General features: G+C 69.9%; 19 protein-coding genes. 2 read left to right on the top strand and 17 right to left on the bottom strand.

What is annotated here, in order from left to right; genetic code table 11:
• The first annotated feature begins 88 nt into the window (after positions 1 to 88).
• Positions 89 to 1,000, top strand: a complete 912-nt coding sequence (locus tag QTI33_RS16750; protein WP_286507239.1) for a LysR family transcriptional regulator — start codon at positions 89 to 91, stop codon at positions 998 to 1,000.
• On the opposite strand, the gene QTI33_RS16745 is transcribed toward QTI33_RS16750, so the two are convergent.
• From QTI33_RS16745 to QTI33_RS16670, 16 genes are all read right to left on the bottom strand, one after another.
• A complete protein-coding gene (locus QTI33_RS16745; protein WP_286507238.1) occupies positions 997 to 1,743 on the bottom strand; it encodes an ABC transporter ATP-binding protein in 747 nt (248 codons plus the stop codon). The genes QTI33_RS16750 and QTI33_RS16745 overlap by 4 nt on opposite strands.
• Positions 1,740 to 2,495 carry an ABC transporter ATP-binding protein gene (locus tag QTI33_RS16740; RefSeq protein ID WP_286507236.1) on the bottom strand — a complete coding sequence of 252 codons (756 nt, stop codon included), beginning with the start codon at positions 2,493 to 2,495 and terminating at the stop codon, positions 1,740 to 1,742. The genes QTI33_RS16745 and QTI33_RS16740 overlap by 4 nt, the downstream gene beginning before the upstream one ends.
• Positions 2,492 to 3,496, bottom strand: a complete 1,005-nt coding sequence (locus QTI33_RS16735; protein WP_286507235.1) for a branched-chain amino acid ABC transporter permease — start codon at positions 3,494 to 3,496, stop codon at positions 2,492 to 2,494. The genes QTI33_RS16740 and QTI33_RS16735 overlap by 4 nt, the downstream gene beginning before the upstream one ends.
• A complete protein-coding gene (locus QTI33_RS16730) occupies positions 3,493 to 4,413 on the bottom strand; it encodes a branched-chain amino acid ABC transporter permease (RefSeq protein WP_286507233.1) in 921 nt (306 codons plus the stop codon). Before QTI33_RS16730 ends, QTI33_RS16735 begins: the two co-directional genes overlap by 4 nt.
• The gene (locus QTI33_RS16725) at positions 4,410 to 5,576 is read right to left on the bottom strand and encodes an ABC transporter substrate-binding protein (RefSeq protein ID WP_286507231.1); all 1,167 of its coding nucleotides are present in this window, start codon (positions 5,574 to 5,576) and stop codon (positions 4,410 to 4,412) included. The genes QTI33_RS16730 and QTI33_RS16725 overlap by 4 nt, the downstream gene beginning before the upstream one ends.
• Positions 5,573 to 6,598 carry an amidohydrolase family protein gene (locus tag QTI33_RS16720; RefSeq protein ID WP_286507230.1) on the bottom strand — a complete coding sequence of 342 codons (1,026 nt, stop codon included), beginning with the start codon at positions 6,596 to 6,598 and terminating at the stop codon, positions 5,573 to 5,575. The genes QTI33_RS16725 and QTI33_RS16720 overlap by 4 nt, the downstream gene beginning before the upstream one ends.
• On the bottom strand, positions 6,595 to 7,164 hold the full coding sequence (locus QTI33_RS16715; RefSeq protein WP_286507229.1) for a 3-hydroxyanthranilate 3,4-dioxygenase: 570 nt from the start codon (positions 7,162 to 7,164) through the stop codon (positions 6,595 to 6,597). The genes QTI33_RS16720 and QTI33_RS16715 overlap by 4 nt, the downstream gene beginning before the upstream one ends.
• A 15-nt stretch (positions 7,165 to 7,179) precedes the next feature.
• Positions 7,180 to 7,620: a RidA family protein gene (locus tag QTI33_RS16710; protein WP_286507228.1), complete on the bottom strand. Its 441-nt coding sequence runs from the start codon at positions 7,618 to 7,620 to the stop codon at positions 7,180 to 7,182.
• Positions 7,617 to 8,411, bottom strand: coding sequence for a 2-keto-4-pentenoate hydratase (locus QTI33_RS16705; RefSeq protein ID WP_444814849.1), 795 nt, complete (start codon positions 8,409 to 8,411; stop codon positions 7,617 to 7,619). Before QTI33_RS16705 ends, QTI33_RS16710 begins: the two co-directional genes overlap by 4 nt.
• Positions 8,408 to 9,448, bottom strand: a complete 1,041-nt coding sequence (gene dmpG / locus QTI33_RS16700; RefSeq protein WP_286507227.1) for a 4-hydroxy-2-oxovalerate aldolase — start codon at positions 9,446 to 9,448, stop codon at positions 8,408 to 8,410. Before dmpG ends, QTI33_RS16705 begins: the two co-directional genes overlap by 4 nt.
• 8 nt (positions 9,449 to 9,456) lie before the next feature.
• Complete coding sequence (locus QTI33_RS16695) at positions 9,457 to 10,401, bottom strand: acetaldehyde dehydrogenase (acetylating) (protein WP_286507226.1); 945 nt, start codon at positions 10,399 to 10,401, stop codon at positions 9,457 to 9,459.
• Positions 10,402 to 10,421: 20 nt separating this feature from the next.
• Positions 10,422 to 11,234 (bottom strand): 2-keto-4-pentenoate hydratase, encoded by an 813-nt coding sequence (locus QTI33_RS16690; protein WP_286507225.1) that lies wholly within the window; start codon positions 11,232 to 11,234, stop codon positions 10,422 to 10,424.
• A complete protein-coding gene (locus QTI33_RS16685) occupies positions 11,231 to 12,715 on the bottom strand; it encodes a 2-hydroxymuconic semialdehyde dehydrogenase (protein WP_286507224.1) in 1,485 nt (494 codons plus the stop codon). The genes QTI33_RS16690 and QTI33_RS16685 overlap by 4 nt, the downstream gene beginning before the upstream one ends.
• Before the next feature lie 100 nt (positions 12,716 to 12,815).
• Positions 12,816 to 13,832: a LysR substrate-binding domain-containing protein gene (locus QTI33_RS16680; RefSeq protein WP_286507223.1), complete on the bottom strand. Its 1,017-nt coding sequence runs from the start codon at positions 13,830 to 13,832 to the stop codon at positions 12,816 to 12,818.
• A gap of 30 nt (positions 13,833 to 13,862) precedes the next feature.
• On the bottom strand, positions 13,863 to 14,951 hold the full coding sequence (locus QTI33_RS16675; protein WP_286507222.1) for a porin: 1,089 nt from the start codon (positions 14,949 to 14,951) through the stop codon (positions 13,863 to 13,865).
• Positions 14,952 to 15,035: 84 nt separating this feature from the next.
• Entirely contained in the window at positions 15,036 to 16,061 is a 1,026-nt protein-coding gene (locus tag QTI33_RS16670; RefSeq protein ID WP_286507221.1) for a LysR family transcriptional regulator, read from the bottom strand.
• 41 nt (positions 16,062 to 16,102) lie between these two features.
• Here QTI33_RS16670 and QTI33_RS16665 point away from each other — a divergent pair, with 41 nt between their 5' ends.
• Positions 16,103 to 17,026, top strand: coding sequence for a LysR family transcriptional regulator (locus QTI33_RS16665; RefSeq protein WP_286507220.1), 924 nt, complete (start codon positions 16,103 to 16,105; stop codon positions 17,024 to 17,026).
• Between the two features lie 19 nt (positions 17,027 to 17,045).
• Here QTI33_RS16665 and QTI33_RS16660 read toward each other — a convergent pair whose 3' ends face one another.
• The gene (locus QTI33_RS16660; protein ID WP_286507219.1) at positions 17,046 to 17,540 is read right to left on the bottom strand and encodes a RidA family protein; all 495 of its coding nucleotides are present in this window, start codon (positions 17,538 to 17,540) and stop codon (positions 17,046 to 17,048) included.
• Positions 17,541 to 17,586 lie beyond the last annotated feature (46 nt).

Genomic DNA, 17,586 nt, shown 5'->3' with positions numbered 1-17,586 from the left:
GAGGAGACTTGCGGGGAAAGGCAGAGCGACTGTAGGAACAGCGCGCGATCCGCAAAAGACAGAATCTTTTTTGTGACGATCAATTGAATTGACGGACCCTTCTCATCTCGGCAGCCCGCACCTGACCTTGCGTCAACTGCAGATCTTTCGTGCGGTGGCGGAGTCCGGCAGCATCCGCTCGGCCTCTCGCCAGGTGCACCTCACCCAGCCTGCGGTCACGCATGCCGTGCGTGAACTCGAGCGCAGCCTGGGCTCGCCGTTGTTCGCGCGCAGCGTCAAGGGCGTGGTGCCGACCGCGATCGGCACCGCCCTGCTGCGCCGTACCCACCTGCTGTTCAACGAGGTCCGGCGCACCAAGGAAGAGATCGCACAACTGCGCGACGGGGTCGGCGGGCGGCTCTGCGTGGCTTTCAGCGGGGCGGCCTCCCAGCTGCTGCCGGAGGCCCTGGTCGAATTCCGCCTGCGCCGGCCCGGCGTCGTGCTCGAACTCCGGGAACTGAGCCTGCCCAGCACCGACGAGCGCTGGCTGGGTGTCGACTGCGACTTTGCATTGATCAGCGAGCTGGATGACGCGAACGATGGTTTCGAACGTGAGCTCCTGCTCGAGCAACCGCTGGTGGTGCGGGCGCGCGCCAGCCATCCCCAGGCCGATACGCGCTCGTTGCGGCTGCTGCAGCAGTGCACATGGCTGGTACCCAGCTACGGGCCGGTCTTGCTGCGCCGCCTCTTCGAGGCCCAAGGCCTGCCGCCGCCCACCGACGTGATCGCCTGCCAGACGTCGCAGTTGGCGATGACTCTGCTCCACCGCACCGATGCGCTGGCGTTCATGGTCGACGATCCCCTGGGTGGGGGATGGAGCACGCTCGGGCTGGTACAGCTGCCGTTGCCGGGCCCGATCGCCATGCTGCGGATCACCCTGCTGGTGCCCGACGCGCGGGCCTTGACGCCCGTGGCACGACTGTTCATCGAATGCCTGCGCAAAGTGGCGAGTGACGTCTAGGCGCCGAGGAACCTCGTCCAGGCCGCACGGTCCCCGCGCAGCGCCTGCGAGTCGCCCTGCCACACGACCCGGCCTTTCTCGACGATGTGGTGATGGTCCGCCAGCCCGAGCAGCGGCCCCAGGTTCTTGTCGACGATCAGGATCGCGGTGCCCTCGGCCTTGATCGCCGCCAGGGCGGTCCAGATCTCTTGCCGGATCAAGGGCGACAGGCCCTCGGTCGCCTCGTCGAGGACCAGCAGCTCGGGGTTGGTCATCAGCGCACGCCCGATGGCCAGCATCTGCTGCTCGCCGCCGGACAGCTGGTTGCCGAAGTTCGCGCCGCGCTCGGCCAGCCGCGGGAACAGGGCATGCACGCGCGCCAGCGTCCACGGCGCCGCCGACGACGGCCGCCGGATCGCGGTCGCGACCAGGTTCTCGCGCACCGTGAGATTCGGGAACACCTGCCGGCCTTCGGGCACCAGGCCGATCCCGGCGCGCGCGATCGCATGCGGCGGCCGGCCCTGCACCGGGTCGCCCTTCCACCGCACCACGCCGCGCCTCGGCTTGATCAGGCCCATGAGGCTCTTGATGGTGGTCGACTTGCCCATGCCGTTGCGGCCGAGCAGCGTGGCGCAGGCGCCCGCCCGGACCGCGATCGACATGCCGAACAGCACCTGACTGGCCCCGTAGCCGGCGTCGACGGCGTCGAGTTCGAGCAGCGGCCGGCTCGCGGCCTGCTGGATGATGGCGCTGGCTTCGCTCATGCCGGGATCTCCTCGTCGCCCAGGTAGGCCTCGCGCACGATCGCGCTCTCGCGCACCTCGGCCGGGCTGCCGCAGAACACCACCTTGCCGTAGACCAGCACGCTCATGCGGTCGGCCAAGGCGAACACGGCCTGCATGTCGTGCTCGACCAGCAGCATCGCGTAGCGCGCCCGCAGGCCCTGCAGCACCTCGACCATCTGCTGCGTCTCGGTCGGCCCCAGGCCGGCCATCGGCTCGTCGAGCAGCAGCACCTCGGGCTCGATCGCGAGCGTCATCGCGAGTTCGAGCTGCCGCTGCTGGCCGTAGGACAGCAGCCCCGCCGTGCGCCGCCGCACGCCCGACAGGCCCACCAGCGACAAATAGCGATCGGCCGCCTCGACCAGCCCGGCCGTCCGCGTCACCGGCTGCCAGAAACGGAAGTTGTGGCCGCGCACCGCCTGCACCGCCAGCAGCACGTTTTCGAGCACGCTGAATTCCGCGATCACCGAAGTGATCTGGTAGGAGCGCCCCAGGCCGGCCTGGGCCCGCGCCGCCACCGACCACGGCGTCACATCCTGGCCGTCGAGCCAGATCCGGCCGGCGTCGCTGCGCACCTCGCCTGCGATCTGGTTGATCAGCGTGGTCTTGCCGGCCCCGTTGGGACCGATCACGGCATGCACTTCGCCGGCCCGGATGTCCAGGTCGACCGCATCGGTCACCAGCAGCGCGCCATAGCGCTTCACCAGGCCCTGCACCGACAGCAGCGGCTTCATGGCCGGGCCTCCGCATCGGTGTCGTTGGCCGATGCCAGCAGGCCCCAGAGGCCGCGCCGCAGTGCCAGCACCATCAGCACGATCAGCGGGCCGAGCACCATCATCCAGTACTCGGTCCAGGACTTGAGTCCTTCCTCGACCAGCAGCAGGGCGGCGGCGCCGACCAGCGGACCGGCGATGGTGCCGGCGCCGCCGAGCACCACCATCACGATCAGCTCGCCCGACACGGTCCAGGCCAGGTAGGCGGGCGACACGAAGCCGGTCAGGTTGACCAGGAAGAAGCCGGCCAGCGCGCAGACCAGCGCCGACAGCACGTAGGCCGTGAGCCGGTACGGCAGGACCGAGGTGCCGACGGCCTGGACCCGCCGCTCGTTGATGCGCGAGGCCCGCAGCACCAGCCCGAAGCGCGAGCCGATCATGCGCCAGCTGCCATAGGCCACGGCGCCGACGCAGGCCAGCAGCGCGTAGTAGAGGGCGCTCGCATGGCCGGTCAGCACGCCGAAGGCGCTCGGCTGCTGCAAGGTCATGCCTTCGTCGCCGCCATAGGCCTTGAGGCTCACGAACAGGAAGAAGAACAGCTGCGCGAAGGCCAGCGTGATCATGATGAAGGCGATGCCGCGGGTGCGCAGCGCCACCCAGCCGACCGCCAGCGCGACGACGGCCACGACGGCGCCGAGTGCCAGCAGCTGCAGCCAACCCGACGCGATGCCGAAGCCCTGCATCAGCACCACGGCATAGGCGCCCAGGCCCATGTACATCGCGTGGCCCATGCTGACCATGCCGCCGTGGCCGAGCGCGATGTTGAGGCCCGCGGCGGCGAGCGCGAACACCAGGATGCGCGAGGCCAGCGTCAGCGCGTAGGCGTCGCCGGCCACCGCCGCATAGGCTGGCACGGCCAGCAGCACCAGCGCGAGCAGCGCGATCGCACCGCTGGCCAGGCGGGGGCGGCGTCCGGCGCCGGCCGGGCGGCGGGCACGGGAAGAGGGAGACAGGGTGGTCATGAATGGCGCGTCGGGAAAAGGCCTTCGGGCTTGAGCGCAAGCACCGCGGCCATCAGCAGGTAGACGCCGACCGAGGCCAGCGCCGGACCGGCAGCGGCCGCGATGGCCGGGTCGAACAGCTTGAACAGCAGCCCCGGCAGCACGCCGCGGCCCAGGGTGTCGACGATGCCGACGATCAGGGCGCCGAACAGCGCGCCGCGGACCGAGCCGATGCCGCCGATGACGATCACCACCAGCGTCAGGATCAGGATCGGCTCGCCCATGCCGGGCTGGATCGAGAGGATCGGGCCGACCATCGCGCCGGCCAGCCCGGCCAGCGCAGCGCCGAGCGCGAAGATGAAGGTGGTGAGCCAGGCGATGTTGACGCCGAGCGCCGACACCATCTGCCGGTTGCTGGCGCCGGCGCGGATCAGCATGCCGATGCGGGTGCGGTCGATCAGCAGGTGCAGGCCGAAGGCCACCCCCAGTCCGACGACGATGATCGCGCCGCGGTAGGCCGGGTAGTTGAAGCCCAGCAGCTGCACCGGCTGCGAGAGCCAGCCCGGCACGTCCATGAACAGCGGTGCGCTGCCCCAGAAGAAGCGCACCGCCTCGTTGGCGAACAGCACCAGCCCGAAGGTGGCCAGCACCTGGTCGAGGTGGTCGCGCCGATGCAGGGCCGAGAACGCGATCCGGTCGAGCAGCACGGCCAGCACGAACAGGCCGGCCGCGCCGGCCACGATCGCGAGCAGGAAGGACTCGGTCTTGCCGTAGGCGAGCGCCGCGAAGTAGGCGCCCATCATGTAGAGCGAACCGTGCGCCAGGTTGATGAAGTTCATGATGCCGAACACCAGCGTCAGCCCCGCGGCCATCAGGAACAGGAGCACGCCGTACTGGACGCCGTTCAGCAGCTGGGTCAGAAGGAACTCGGGACTCATTTCGCCGGGCACTCGGCCGCGTAGGCGTCGACCAGGCCCGGCAGCGGCGTCGCGATCTTCTTGAGCGAGACCCGGCCCTGCGCGTCCTTGGCGACCACGAACACATGCTGGTCCTGGACCGGAAAGCCGTTGGCCGCGAACTTGAAGCCGCTGCGCACCGAGGCGAAGTCGGCGGCCGCCAGCGCCGCGCGCAGGGCATCGCGGTTGGCGACCGCGCCCTGGGTCCTGGCCAGCGCGCTGTCGATCGCCAGCGCCGCATCGAAGCCCTGCGCGGCGTACTGCGACGGGATGCGGCCGTGCTTCTTCTCGAAGGCAGCGACGAAGGCGGCGTTGGCCGGGTTCGGGAGGTCCGGGCCCCAGGCCGCGCCGGCCAGCACGTCGAGCGCCGCGTCCTTGATGGCCGGCAGCGTGGTGCCGTCGACCGTGCTGACGGTCAGCAGCGGCACCTTGTGAAGCAGGCCCGACTGGTTCATCTGCTTGATGAAGTTCACGCCCATGCCGCCGGGGAAGAAGGCGAAGATCGCATCGGGTGCCGCGGCCTGGATCTGCGCCAGCTCGGCCGAGTAGTCCGGCTGGTTGAGCTGGGTGTAGATCTCGCCGGCCACGGCGCCCTTGTAGTAGCGCTTGAAGCCCAGCACCTGGTCCTTGCCGGACTGGTAGTTGGGCGCCAGCAGCAGCATCTTGCGGTAGCCCTTGTCGGCCGCGTACTTGCCCAGCACCTCGGCCTGGTTGTCGTTCTGGAACGAGGTGAAGAAGAAGTTGGGGTGGCACTGCTTGCCGGCCAGCGGCGCCGGCCCGGCGTTCGAGCCGACGAACAGCAGGCCCGATTCGGCCAGCGGCTTGGCCAGCGCCATCATCACGTTGGAGAAGGTCACGCCGGTGACCAGGTCGACCTTGTCCTTCTGGATCAGCTTCTGCACCACCTGCACGGCGAGGTCGGGCTTGAGCTGGTCGTCCTCCTTGAGGACGGTCACCGGCACGCCGCCGAGCTTGCCGCCGCGCTGCGCCACCGCCAGCATGAAGCCGTCGTACTGGTCCTGCCCGAGCGCCGCCGCCGAACCGGACAGGGTGCCGATGAAGCCGATCTTGACCTGGGCCGAGGCAGCCACTGCCGCGAGGCCGAAGGCGCAGGCGACGAGGAGCGGGCGAATGCGATGGATCATGGAGTGCTCTCCTGGAGAAGTGGAGTGGCTGCCGGCAGGCCGAAGAAGGACGCGGCATTGCCCTGCAGGATGCGTCGCTGCTGCGCCGCATCGAGGAACGCCGCCTCGCGCACCAGCGCGCCGATGCGCTGCTCGCCGAGCGGGAACGGATAGTCGGAGCCGAGCATCACGCGGTCGTCGCCCATCACGTCGACCAGCAGCCTCAGCGCGCCGGGGTCGAACACCGCGCAGTCGACATGGAAGCGGCGGGCATACTCGGACGGCAGGCGCGGGCAGTCCTGGCGCACGATGTCGCGGTGCTTCCAGGCGTTGTCGACCCGTCCGAGCAGGAAGGCGAAGGCGCCGCCGCCGTGGGCGAAGCAGATCTTCAGCGACGCGGGGATGCGTTCCATCGCCCCCGACAGGATCAGCGACAGCATGCCCAGCTGGGTCTCGGCCGGCATCGCCACCAGCCAGGGCAGCATCCACTTCTGCATGCGGTTGCCGCCCATCATGTCCCAGGGGTGGACCAGCACCGGGATCGCCTGTTCGGCGCAGTGGATCAAGAAGTCGACCAGCTGCTCGTGGTCGAGATCCTTGTCGCCCAGGTGGTTGCCGATCTGCACGCCGATGCAGCCCGCCGCCTTGGCGCGCGTGGCTTCGGCGCAGGCCAGTTCGAGATCCTGCAGCGGCACCTGCGCCAGCGCCTTCAGGCGCTGCGGATGGGCACGGCAGAAGGCCAGCGCGTGGTCGTTCATGCGCGCGGCCCAGTCGGCCGCCCGGGCCGGCTCCCAGCCGTAGCCGAACATGATCGGCGTGGCGCAGACGATCTGCATGGCCACCCCCTGCTGGTCGAGCTCGGCGACGCGGAAGGCCGGGTCCCACAGGGCCTGGTAGACCGGCCGGAAGGGACGGTCGCCCACCATGATCTGGCCCTGCGAAGCGCCCGGCTCGACCGCCAGCCAGGGTGCGCGCGCGGCGTCGACGGAGAAAGCTTCCTCGCGCGAGATCATCGGCAGGAAGTGCGAATGCATGTCGATCATGCGCGCGGCTCCGCCAGTGCCAGCCCGCGGTGCCAGGCCTGGTGGTCGCGACCCGGATGGACCTCGCCGCAGTCCGGGCAGCGGCGCTCGTCCGCGCTGCTGGCGTAGAAGCGCTCGTAGAGCGGCGGCAGGTCGTCGACGATGCTCTGCAGCTGCACCTCGTGGCGCTGGATCACGCCGCCGCAATGGGCGCAGCTCCACTGGAAGGCATCGCGCTCGCCGGCCGGCCGCTGGCGTTCGATCACCAGGCACAGGCTGCCGGCCTCGGGCCGCTGCGGCGAATGCAGGGTGTGGGGCGGCATCAGGAAGATGTCGCCCTCCTTCAGGTCGACCCGCTCGTAGCGGCCGCGGTCCCACAGGAGCAGGTAGGCATTGCCCTTGAACTGGTGGAAGAACTCCTCGACCGGGTCGTCATGGAAGTCGCTGCGGCCGTTGGGGCCGCCGACCACCGTGACGATGAAGTCACCGTCCTTCCAGATCTGCTGGTTGCCGACCGGCGGCTTCAGCAGATGCGCGTTGTCGTCCAGCCAGCGCTGAAAATTGAGGGGGCGTCCGTACTTGAGCATGGCGTTCTTTCGAATTCAGGAGGAACGTGGCTGCGGCGCATGGGCCACGGCGTTGATCTCGATCAGCAGGTGGGGATGGGGCAGCTGGTGCACCGCCACCGTGGTGCGGGTCGGCCCGTCGTAGTCGAAGTACTCGGCCCAGACCGCGTTGTAGCCGCCGAAGTCGTTCATGTTGACCAGGAAGGCCTGCGCCTGCACCAGGTCGCACAGGTCCGCACCGGCGCTGCGCAGGATGTCGCGGATGTTCTCGATCACCGCCCGCGTCTGCGCCGCGATGTCGAGCCGGGTGACGCCGAGCGGATCGACCTCGACCCCCGCGAAGCTGTTGTCGGCCCGGCGCGAACTGGTGCCCGAGACGAACAGGAAGTCGCCGGCGCGCCGGATGTGCGGGAAGCGCCCGCGCGGCGTGGCCTTGCCGGCGACGACGCCGGCCACAGGAGGCTGCGTCGCCGTCATGCGCCGGCTCCCGTGGCCAGGAAGGCGACGCGGCCCAGCGCGCCGGCGCCGCTGCCGATCTGGCACTGCACGTGGACGCCGGGCCGCAAGGCCTCGGCAGCGGTGGCTGCGCCGGCCATGATCAGCGAGCCCGGCGGCAGGCTCATGCCCGCGCCCTGCAGCAGCCGCGAGGCCTGCACGATCGAGCGCAGCGGATGGCCGAGGATGGCCGCGGTCGAACCCACCTGCACGTCGCGGCCGTCGAACTGCAGCCGTACGCCGGCGTTGGCCAGGCCGTCGAAATCGCGCGACCAGGCGCCGACCACCAGCCCGGCCGACGAGCAGTTGTCGGCCACCACGTCCTCGAGGCTGAACTTGAAGTCCAGATAGCGCGAATCGATGATCTCCATCGCCGGCGCCACGGCCTCGATGCGGTCGGCCGCCTCGAGCGCGGTCAAGGGGCCGTCGATGGTCTTGCGGGTCAGGAAGCAGACCTCGGGCTCGACCCGCGGATGGATGTAGCGGGCGAGGTCGACCAAGCCGCCCTCTTCCTCGATCATCGCGTCGGTGAGCAGCCCCCAGATCAGGCTGTCGACGCCCATCTGGATCATCTTCGCCCGGCTGGTGAAGCCGAGCTTGATGCCCACATGCCGCTCGCCGCGGCCGATGCGGCGCTCGATCGCGGCGCGCTGGATCTCGTAGGCCCGCGCCAGGTCGAAGGCGCCCGGCTCGAACTGCGCGATGCCGCGCCGCTCGCGGGCGGCGTCGTCGAGCCGCACCGCGGCCTCGTTCCATGTGTCCTGCATGTTCATGCGGCCTCCTTTTCGGGGCTCTTCCTGTCGAGCAGGTCCAGCGCCACGTCGACGATCATGTCCTCCTGGCCGCCGACCATGCGGCGGCGCCCGAGTTCGACCAGGATGTCGAAGGCCGCGAGGCCGTAGCGCGCGGCCGCCGCCTCGCTGTGCAGCAGGAAGCTCGAGTACACGCCGGCATAGCCCAGCGCCAGGGTTTCGCGGTCGACCCGCACCGGGCGCGTCTGCAGCGGGCGCACGATGTCCTCGGCCGCATCGATGAGCTGGCGTACGTCGCAGCCATGGTTCAGGCCCATGCGGTCGACCGCAGCGATGAAGACTTCGAGCGGCGCATTGCCCGCACCCGCGCCCATGCCGGTCAGGCTGGCGTCGACGCGGTCGCAGCCATGCTGCAGCGCCACCATGCTGTTGGCCACGCCCAGGCTCAGGTTGTGATGGGCATGGATGCCGGTCTGCGTTTCGGGCCGGAGCACCGCCTTGAAGGCCTGGAAGCGCGCCGCCACGTCGTCCATGTTCATCGCGCCCCCGGAGTCGACCACGTAGACGCACTGGGCGCCGTAGCTCTCCATCAGCTGGGCCTGCCGGGCCAGCCCCTCGGGGCTGTTCATGTGGCTCATCATCAGGAAGCCGACCGTGTCCATCCCGAGTTCGCGCGCGTATTCGATGTGCTGCTTCGAGATGTCGGCCTCGGTGCAGTGGGTCGCGACCCGCACCACGCGGGCGCCGGCATCGTAGGCGGCGCGCAAGTCGTGCAGCGTGCCGATGCCGGGCAGCAGCAGCGTCGCCACCTTGGCGTGGCGCACCACGCCGGCCACCGCCGCGATCCATTCGATGTCGCTGTGGGCGCCGACGCCGTAGTTGAAGCTGGCGCCGCGCAGCCCGTCGCCGTGCGCGACTTCGATGCTGTCGACCCGCGCCAGGTCGAGGGCGCGCGCGATGCGCTCGACGTCGGCCAGCGAATACTGGTGGCGGATGGCATGCATGCCGTCGCGCAGCGTGACGTCCGAGACGTAGATCTTCTTTTCCGTGTGATTCATGGGGATCCTCAGGCCGTGGCCAGCCGGCGCGCGGCCATGCGCTCGGCGGTGGCCAGCGCGGCGCTGGTCATGATGTCGAGATTGCCGGAGTACGCCGGCAGGTAGTGGGCGGCGCCCTCGACCTCGAGCAGCACCGTGACCTTGAGCCCCTGCACCGCGCCGAGCCCCGGCACCTGGATGCGGCGCTCGCCGTCGATGCGCTCGAACTGCACGTGCTGCTTGAGCCGGTAGCCTGGCACGTAGGCCGCGACCTCGGCCACCATGCGGCGCACCGAGGCGTCGATGGCGGCGCAGTCGGCGTCGAGCCCGACCAGGCAGTAGACCGTGTCGCGCATCATCAGCGGCGGCTCGGCCGGATTCAGCACGATGATCGCCTTGCCGTGCGCCGCCCCGCCGACCTCGACGATGGCGCGCGAGGTGGTTTCGGTGAATTCGTCGATGTTGGCGCGCGTGCCCGGGCCGGCCGACTTGCTGGCGATCGAGGCCACGATCTCGGCATAACCCACCTTTGCCACGCGCGACACGGCACGCACGATCGGGATCGTGGCCTGCCCGCCGCAGGTCACCATGTTGAGGTTCGGCGCGTCCAGGTGGGCGTCGAGGTTCACCACCGGCACCACGTAGGGCCCGATGGCGGCCGGCGTCAGGTCGATCACCTGCACGCCGTGCGCCTGCAGCGCCGCGTTGTGGCGGGCATGGGCGCCGGCGCTGGTGGCGTCGAAGGCGATGCCGATCGCGGCGAAGCCCGGCAGCCCGAGCAGGCCGTCGATGCCCTCGGCGGTGGTCGCCACGCCCATGCGCGCGGCGCGTGCCAGGCCGTCGGACTGCGGGTCGATGCCGACCATGGCCGCCATCCTTAGGTGGCGGGCATTGCGCAGCACCTTGATCATGAGATCGGTGCCGATGTTGCCGGAGCCGATGATGGCGACCGGGATGCGTGAGTTGTCGTTCATGGAATCTCGTCGAATGGAAATCAGCGGCCGAAGACGGCGCTGACCGCGCCCAGGCCTTCGATGCGCGCCGTGAAGACGTCGCCGGGGCGCACCGGGACCATCGGCCCCAGGGCCCCGGTCATCAGGACGTCGCCGGCGCGCAGCGGCGTGCCGAGCCGGGCCAGCGTGTCGGCCAGCCAGACGGCCGCGTTCAGCGGGTTGCCCAGGCAGGCCGCGCCGACGCCGACCGACACCGGGTCGCCGGCGCGCTCCATCGACATGCCGCAGCCCGCCAGGTCGAGGCGCGACAGGCGCACCGGCCGCGTGCCCAGCACGAACAGCCCCGAAGACGCGTTGTCGGCCACGGTGTCGACCAGCCGGATGTCCCAGTTGGCGATCCGGCTGCCGACCACCTCGATCGCCGGCAGCGCGTAGGCGGTGGCGCCGATCAGGTCGGCCACCGTGTGCTTCTCGTGCGGCAGGTCGCGCTCGAGCACCAGCGCGATCTCGGCCTCGGCCTTCGGCTGCATCAGCCGGGACGGCGCGATCTCCTCGCCGTCGCCCACCGCCATGTCGGCCAGCAACGCGCCGAAGTCGGGCGCATCGACGCCGAGCTGGCGCTGCACGGCCACCGAGGTGAGGCCGATCTTGCGCCCGACCCGCCGCGCGCCGGCATCGATGCGGCGCTGGATGTTGAGCTGCTGGATCGAATAGGCAGCCTGGAGCAGGTCAGTGCCCGCGGCCAGCTGCGCGATGCGCTCGCGCAACGGCGCAATAGGCTCGCCGCGTTGCTCGGCCTGCCACAGTTCGTCGGCAAGGGCGGCGAGATGCGGGTCGATGGGGAAATCCTTCATAGCTTGACGCAGATGTTGCTGGTGGTGGAATAGAAGTCGAGCGACCAGCGCCCGCCCTCGCGGCCCAGGCCCGAACGCCCGGTGCCGCCGAAGGGCGTGCGCAGGTCGCGCAGATACCAGGTGTTGACCCAGACGATGCCGGTGTCGAAGCGCCGCGCCACCCGGTGCGCGCGCGCCAGGTCGCGGGTCCAGACCACGCCGGCCAGGCCGTAGTCGGTGTCGTTGGCGCGCCGCAGCACCTCGTCCTCGGTGTCGAAGGGCGCGATGTGGCAGACCGGACCGAAGACCTCCTCGCGCACGCAGCGCGCGCTGTCCGGCAGGCCGGTCCAGATCGTCGGCTGCATGAAGGCGCCGTCGTCGCGCGCGTCGCCGAATTGCGGCACCGCGCCGCCGGTGACCAGGGTGGCGCCCTCTGCGAGCGCCAACCGGCAGTAGGCCAGCACTTTCTCGCGGTGCTTGCGCGAGATCAGCGAGCCCATGTCGACGCCCGGCTCGCCGGGCCAGCCGATCTTCAGCGCCTCGGTGCGGGCCTTCATGGCGGCGACGAAGCGCTCGAAGATCGGGCGCTCGACGTAGACCCGCTCGGAGCACAGGCAGACCTGGCCGGCATTGGCGAAGGACGAGCGCACCACGCCTTCGACCGCGGCATCGAAGTCGCAGTCGGCGAACACGATGGCGGCATTCTTGCCGCCGAGCTCGAGCGAAACCTCCTTCAAGTCTTCGGCCGCGGCCTTCATGACCGCGGTGCCGGTGCGCGATTCGCCGGTGAAGGTGATGGCGTCGACCCCCGGATGCCGGGTCATCGCCTCGCCCGCCGAGCCGGCACCGAAGCCGTGCACCAGGTTGAACACGCCCGGCGGGATGCCGGCCTCGTCGAAGGCCTCGGCCAACAGGGTCGCCGACGAGGGCGTCTCCTCCGACGGCTTGACCACCAGCGTGTTGCCGCAGATCAGCGCCGGCGCGGCCTTCCAGGTCATCGAGAGGATCGGCAGGTTCCACGGCGAGATGCTGGCCACCACCCCGAGCGGCTTGCGCAGCGTGTAGTTCATGAGCTCGTCGCCGGCCGCGGTGCGGGTCTCGAAGTGCTCGCCGTGGGCCGCGCGGCCCAGGTCGGCGAAGGTGCGCAGGTTGGCGATGGCGCGGGCGACGTCCAGCGTGCGCGCCTGCTGCACCGGGCGGCCGGTGTCGGCCACTTCGGCGGCGACGAACTCGTCGAAGCGGCGCTCGATCACGTCGGCCACGCGGTGCAGCATCGCGGCGCGCTGGTCGACGCTGGTCCGGCCCCAGGGGCCTTCCAGGGCCCGTCGCGCCGCCTGCACCGCGCGGTCGACCAGCGCCGGGTCGGCCTCGTGCACCTTGGCCAGCAGCCGCCCGGTCAGCGGGCTCAGGTTGTCGAAGGTCCTGCCGGTGGCGACGAAGGCGCCGTCGACGTAGTTGCGCAGCGTGGCCAGGCTAGCCGGCAGGACATGGGGTTCGGTCACAAGGGTCTCCAGCAGGGAATGCGCCGGAGTCTAGGGACTCGATCTATTCTTGAATAATGACTTGTTCGGCTGGAAATATAGCCAACAGGAATACTTGGCGCTATCGCTGCAGTTCGCGCCCGACGTCGTGCAGCGCCGCCAGGAAGCGCTGGGTCGCGGCGCCCGGCGGGCGGTCGGAACGCACCGTGTAGCCGACGTCGCTGAACGGGCCCAGGCCCTCCATCGGCAGGATCGACACCATGCCCGCGCGGGCGAAGCGCTCGGCCACCGACGCCGGCATCAAGGCCACCATCGCAGCGTCGGACACCAGCCAGGCATTGGTCAGGATGGACACCGACTCGACCCGCCGCGCCGGCATGGCCAGGCCCTCCTTGCGGAAGTACTCCCGCACCGATGCATGCGCCACCGACTCCTGCGTCGGCACGATCCATTCGAGGTCGTGCAGCTCCGCCAGCCGGATCTTGCGCCTGCGCGCCAGCGGGTTCTGGCTGCCGACCACGACCCGCAGCGCCTCCTCGTAGAGCGGCACATGGGTCAGCGGCGCACGGTCGAGGCCGTCGTCGTGCCGCATCGCATCCTCCTTGGGCAGCACGCCCACCACCACGTCCAGCTCGCCGCGCGCAAGCGCCGGGAACAGGGTCGAGTTGGGTCCGACGCGCACCGTCACGACCACGTTGGGGACTTCCTGGCGCAGCCGCGCGATCGCCTCGGGCAGCAGCGTGACGGAGGCGACGATCAAGGTCCCCACGACCACGTGGCCCGCGCTGCCCGTCTGCCAGTCGTTGAGCTCTTCCGCCATCAGGCGCAACTCGGCCAGCATCGACTTGGCGCGATGCTCCAGCAGGCGGCCGAACTCGGTGAGCACGACGCCGCGCTTGCCGCGCAGGAAGACGGCTTCGCCGAGCTGCTGTTCGAGTTCGTGGATCGACTTGCTGACCGCCGGCTGGGTCAGGGCCAGCTCGCGCGAGGCCCCGAGGATCGAGCCGACCTCGACCACCTTCTCGAAGACCAGCAGCTGCTGCAGGCGCAGCCGGCGCGCCAGCGACAGCCGCGAGTGCGGCGTGCCGGGCGGCTTGGGGCGTTCTTCCGGCTGGAACTTCGGGGTCGGCTTCTTCATCGAGACGATTCTCGATGATGCCGGACGCCGTCAGAAGATGTGGCGGATCCCGAAGTCGTAGCCGGTCGACGATGCGTTGGCGGTGCCCTGCAGGCTGTTGGCAACCGTCAGCTGCGAGCGGTTCTTGTTGCCGAGGTGGGCGACAGTCGCATACAGCGCCGTGCGCTTCGAGAGGTTGTGGACATAGCCGAGCGCGATCTTGTCGGCGCTCGGCGTGCCCGGCAGGTCGATGTCGACCCAGGAGTACGCCGCATTGAGGCTGCCGACGCCGAGCGGCACGCTGACGCCCAGCATGTAGCCGGTGCTGGTGTTGCTGGCGGTGGCCTTTTCGTACTTCTCGCGCGAGTACTGGCCCGCCAGCTTGGCGGGCCCGAAGTCATAGGAAGCACCGACGTTGACGGTCGACACGTCGGGGGCCGCGGCGGTCGCGGGGTCGGCGCCGGTGGTGCGGCCGACCGCGACCGCCAGGTTGACCGGCCCCTTCAGGTAGCCGACGCGTCCCGCCACGTACCGGCCCTGGTTGCTGCCCGGCGAGACCTGCTCGTCGAAGGCGTACTGGAGCTGGCCATAGAAGCCGTTGAGCGTCGGCGGCAGGAAATAGCCGACGCTGTTGCTGGCGCGGATGTAGGTCGGGTTGTTGGCGCCGAAGTCCGCGGTGAAGGGCATGCGGCCCGGCGAGGTGCTGCTGCTGCGCGCCTGCGAGATGACGGAGGTGCCGACGCCGGTGGCGTTGAAGAAGTCGAACACCGCATCGTTCCAGAACGTGGGCGTGAAGTCGCGGCCCAGGCGCAGCTCGCCCCACACCCCGGCGAGGCTGACGGTCGAGCGGCGCGCGAAGTTGAAGCCCGACGCATTGCCGTCGTCGACATTGAGCGCGCCCTCCAGCCAGAAGTTGGCGGACATCCCGCCGCCGAGGTCTTCGGTGCCGCGGAAGCCGAGCCGCGTGTTGTTCAGGGCCGAGTTCGCAAGCACGGTCTGGCTGCGCGGGCCGGCCTCGTAGTGGCTCACCGACGCATCGACGATGCCGAACAGGGTCATGGACGATTGGGCCGAGGCGGCATGGGCCGTCAGCAGGGCAGCGAGACCGACGAGCGCGGGATGAAGGCGGGAGGTGTTCACGGATTCTCTTGAAGGTTGGGTGATGGGAAGCGAGGCGGGCAGTTGCAGAGCGGGTCGGAGTCTAGGGAGGCGATGTCTCCTTGACTAATGACCAGTTGGGCCGAATGCATAGCTGCGCGGAATAGATCGACGCTCGAGCGAGGTGTCGCGCAGCGCGGCCAGGAATCGCTCGGTCGCAGCGCTGGCGAGGCGGTCCGCGCGCACCGTGTAGCCCACTTCGCTGAAGGAGCTCAGGCCGCCCAGCGGCAGGATCGCGAGCAGGCCGGCTTCGGCAAAGCGCTCCGCCGCCGACTGCGGCATCAGGGCGACCATCGACCCGCCCGACACCAGGCTGAGGTTGGTGAGGATCGACACCGACTCCACCAGCCGCCGCGGCATCCCCAGACCGTCGTTGGCGAAGAAGGTCCGCACCGATTCGTAGGCGGCCGACTCGCGCGTCGGCACCACCCATTCGAGCGGATGCAGCGCCGACAGGTCGAGGCTGCGCTGGTGGGCCAGCGGGTTCTTCGCCCCGACCACCACGCACAGCGTCTCTTCGTACAAGGGCACGTGCAGCAGCGACGCGCGCCGGGCCTCGCTGTCGGCCGGAAGGACGCCGACCACGACATCCACCTCGCCGCGCTCGAGGGCGGCGAACAGGGTCGGGTTGGGACCGACGCGCACCGTCACCGTGACGTCGGGCACCGCCGTTCGCAGCCGGGTGATGGCCTCGGGCAGCAGCGTGGCCGAGGCGGCGATCAGCGTGCCCACGATGACATGGCCGGTCGATCCGAACTGCCAGGCGTTCAGGTCTTCCGCCATGTAGCGCAGCTCGCCCAGCAGGCCCTTGGCGTGGCGGCGGAACAGGGCGCCGAACTCGGTCAGGAGCACGCCGCGCTTGCTGCGCACGAACAGGATCCCGTTGAGCTGCTGCTCGAGGTCGTGGATCGACTTGCTGACCGCCGGCTGCGACATCGCCAGCTCGCGCGAGGCCGCGAGGATCGAGCCGGCCTCCACGACCTGGTCGAACACTTCGAGCTGGTGCAGCCTGAGCCGCCGCGCCAGCGATGCACGCGAGTGCTGCGGTTGGCCGTTGGCGGCGGGCCGGCTTGTGCCGCAAAGCTCGGCCATGTTAAAAACAGATGGGTTCGACAGACTCATGAGATCTCCCAATGAATGTGACATTGCGCCAGTTGCGGGCATTCGCCGAGGTCGCGCGCCAGGGCGGCTTCACCATCGCGGCCCGCAGGCTGCACCTGACCCAGTCGGCCACCAGCCTGCTGGTGCGCGACCTGGAGAGCCAGCTCGGCGTGCAGTTGATCGACCGCACCACCCGGCGCATCTCGATCACCGACGCCGGCAACGAATTCCTGGTGAGCGCGGAGCGCATCCTGGCGGACGTCGAGCGGGCCGTCTCCGATGCGCAGGACCTGATGCTGAAGCGCCGCGGCCACATCACGATCGCCACCACGCCACTGCTGGCCGGCACCTTTCTGCCGAGCGTCATCGCCGAGTTCCAGGCGCTGCATCCGGCGGTCTCGGTGCGGCTGGCGGACCTGCCGGTCGACCAGATCGTGCGCATGGTCCAGAACGGCGACGTCGACATGGGCTTCGGCGTCTTCCCGAACGCCGATGCCGACCTGCAGCGCCTGCCGATGCTGCGGCATTCGCTCGGCGTCATGGTGCCGGCCGACTGGCCGCTGGCGAAGCGCAGGCGCAACCTGACCTGGGCCGACCTGGCCGGCCAGCCGATGATCTCGATGTCGCAGGCGAGCGGATTCCGGACATTGATCGATCCCTTCCTTCATGAGGCTGGCGTGGCGTTCAAGCCGCGTTTCGAGGTCGGCTACCTGGGCACGGCCGTGGGCCTGGCGGACGCCGGGCTGGGCATTGCCGTGGTCCCGGCCTACATCGGCTCGCTGCTGCGCACCACCAAGACCCGCTTCCGGGTCCTGCACGAGCCGATCGTCCACCGCGAGATCGAGTTCATCGGCCGCGCGGGGCGTTCGCTGTCGCCGGGGGCGGCCGCCTTCTACGACTGCCTGGCCGCGCGCTGCAAGCGGCTGCATGGGCAGGGCGTCTCGGCAGCCGACTGAAGACGTTGCGCGCTCGCGCCTACTTTGGCGCCGGCAGGCAGGGGTTGGGGCTGGCGCACTTGTCGCCGATCACCGCCACCGCCTGGATCTCGATCTGCATGCCGGGCACGGCCAGGTTGGAGACCGTGATCTGGGCGCTGGCCGGAAACTTGCGGTCCGGGAACATCTCGCTGCGCACCTTCGAGAAGGTCGCGCCATTGCGGGCATCGGTCAGGTAGGCGGTCATGGTCACGATGTCCTTCAGGCTGCCGCCGGCCCGTTGCAGGGTCTGGTCGAGCAACGCGAAGATGGTGCGTGCCTGCGCTTCGAAGTCGCCCTTGATGTCCTTGCCGTTCAGGTCGACCGTGGTGGTCTCCCCGGCCAGCCAGACGACGCGGCCGCCCTCGGTGACGACCGCCGGCGAATAGGACCGGCCCTTGATCCGCTCCCCCTGCGCCATGTAGTCGGCCGCATGGGCCGCGCCCGACAGGGCGCCGGCGGCCAGCCAGGCCGCGATCAGAACTGGAAACTTCATTCGAGAACTCCTTCGATGTTGGCGCTGGCGGGATTGCCATGCGCGA

The sequence above is a fragment of the Variovorax davisae genome (assembly GCF_030316845.1).
In the GTDB taxonomy this organism is placed as follows: Bacteria; Pseudomonadota; Gammaproteobacteria; order Burkholderiales; family Burkholderiaceae_C; genus Variovorax; species Variovorax davisae.
This window is presented reverse-complemented; position numbering and strand designations above follow the sequence as displayed.

What these genes read in the sequence shown, in the direction of transcription:
- QTI33_RS16745 (WP_286507238.1), bottom strand. Translation starts at nt 1,743, where the DNA reads ATGAGCGAAGCCAGCGCCATCATCCAGCAGGCCGCGAGCCGGCCGCTG.
- QTI33_RS16740 (WP_286507236.1), bottom strand. Translation starts at nt 2,495, where the DNA reads ATGAAGCCGCTGCTGTCGGTGCAGGGCCTGGTGAAGCGCTATGGCGCG.
- QTI33_RS16735 (WP_286507235.1), bottom strand. Translation starts at nt 3,496, where the DNA reads ATGACCACCCTGTCTCCCTCTTCCCGTGCCCGCCGCCCGGCCGGCGCC.
- QTI33_RS16730 (WP_286507233.1), bottom strand. Translation starts at nt 4,413, where the DNA reads ATGAGTCCCGAGTTCCTTCTGACCCAGCTGCTGAACGGCGTCCAGTAC.
- QTI33_RS16725 (WP_286507231.1), bottom strand. Translation starts at nt 5,576, where the DNA reads ATGATCCATCGCATTCGCCCGCTCCTCGTCGCCTGCGCCTTCGGCCTC.
- QTI33_RS16720 (WP_286507230.1), bottom strand. Translation starts at nt 6,598, where the DNA reads ATGATCGACATGCATTCGCACTTCCTGCCGATGATCTCGCGCGAGGAA.
- QTI33_RS16715 (WP_286507229.1), bottom strand. Translation starts at nt 7,164, where the DNA reads ATGCTCAAGTACGGACGCCCCCTCAATTTTCAGCGCTGGCTGGACGAC.
- QTI33_RS16710 (WP_286507228.1), bottom strand. Translation starts at nt 7,620, where the DNA reads ATGACGGCGACGCAGCCTCCTGTGGCCGGCGTCGTCGCCGGCAAGGCC.
- QTI33_RS16705 (WP_444814849.1), bottom strand. Translation starts at nt 8,411, where the DNA reads ATGAACATGCAGGACACATGGAACGAGGCCGCGGTGCGGCTCGACGAC.
- dmpG (WP_286507227.1), bottom strand. Translation starts at nt 9,448, where the DNA reads ATGAATCACACGGAAAAGAAGATCTACGTCTCGGACGTCACGCTGCGC.
- QTI33_RS16695 (WP_286507226.1), bottom strand. Translation starts at nt 10,401, where the DNA reads ATGAACGACAACTCACGCATCCCGGTCGCCATCATCGGCTCCGGCAAC.
- QTI33_RS16690 (WP_286507225.1), bottom strand. Translation starts at nt 11,234, where the DNA reads ATGAAGGATTTCCCCATCGACCCGCATCTCGCCGCCCTTGCCGACGAA.
- QTI33_RS16680 (WP_286507223.1), bottom strand. Translation starts at nt 13,832, where the DNA reads ATGAAGAAGCCGACCCCGAAGTTCCAGCCGGAAGAACGCCCCAAGCCG.
- QTI33_RS16670 (WP_286507221.1), bottom strand. Translation starts at nt 16,061, where the DNA reads ATGGCCGAGCTTTGCGGCACAAGCCGGCCCGCCGCCAACGGCCAACCG.
- QTI33_RS16665 (WP_286507220.1), top strand. Translation starts at nt 16,103, where the DNA reads ATGAATGTGACATTGCGCCAGTTGCGGGCATTCGCCGAGGTCGCGCGC.
- QTI33_RS16660 (WP_286507219.1), bottom strand. Translation starts at nt 17,540, where the DNA reads ATGAAGTTTCCAGTTCTGATCGCGGCCTGGCTGGCCGCCGGCGCCCTG.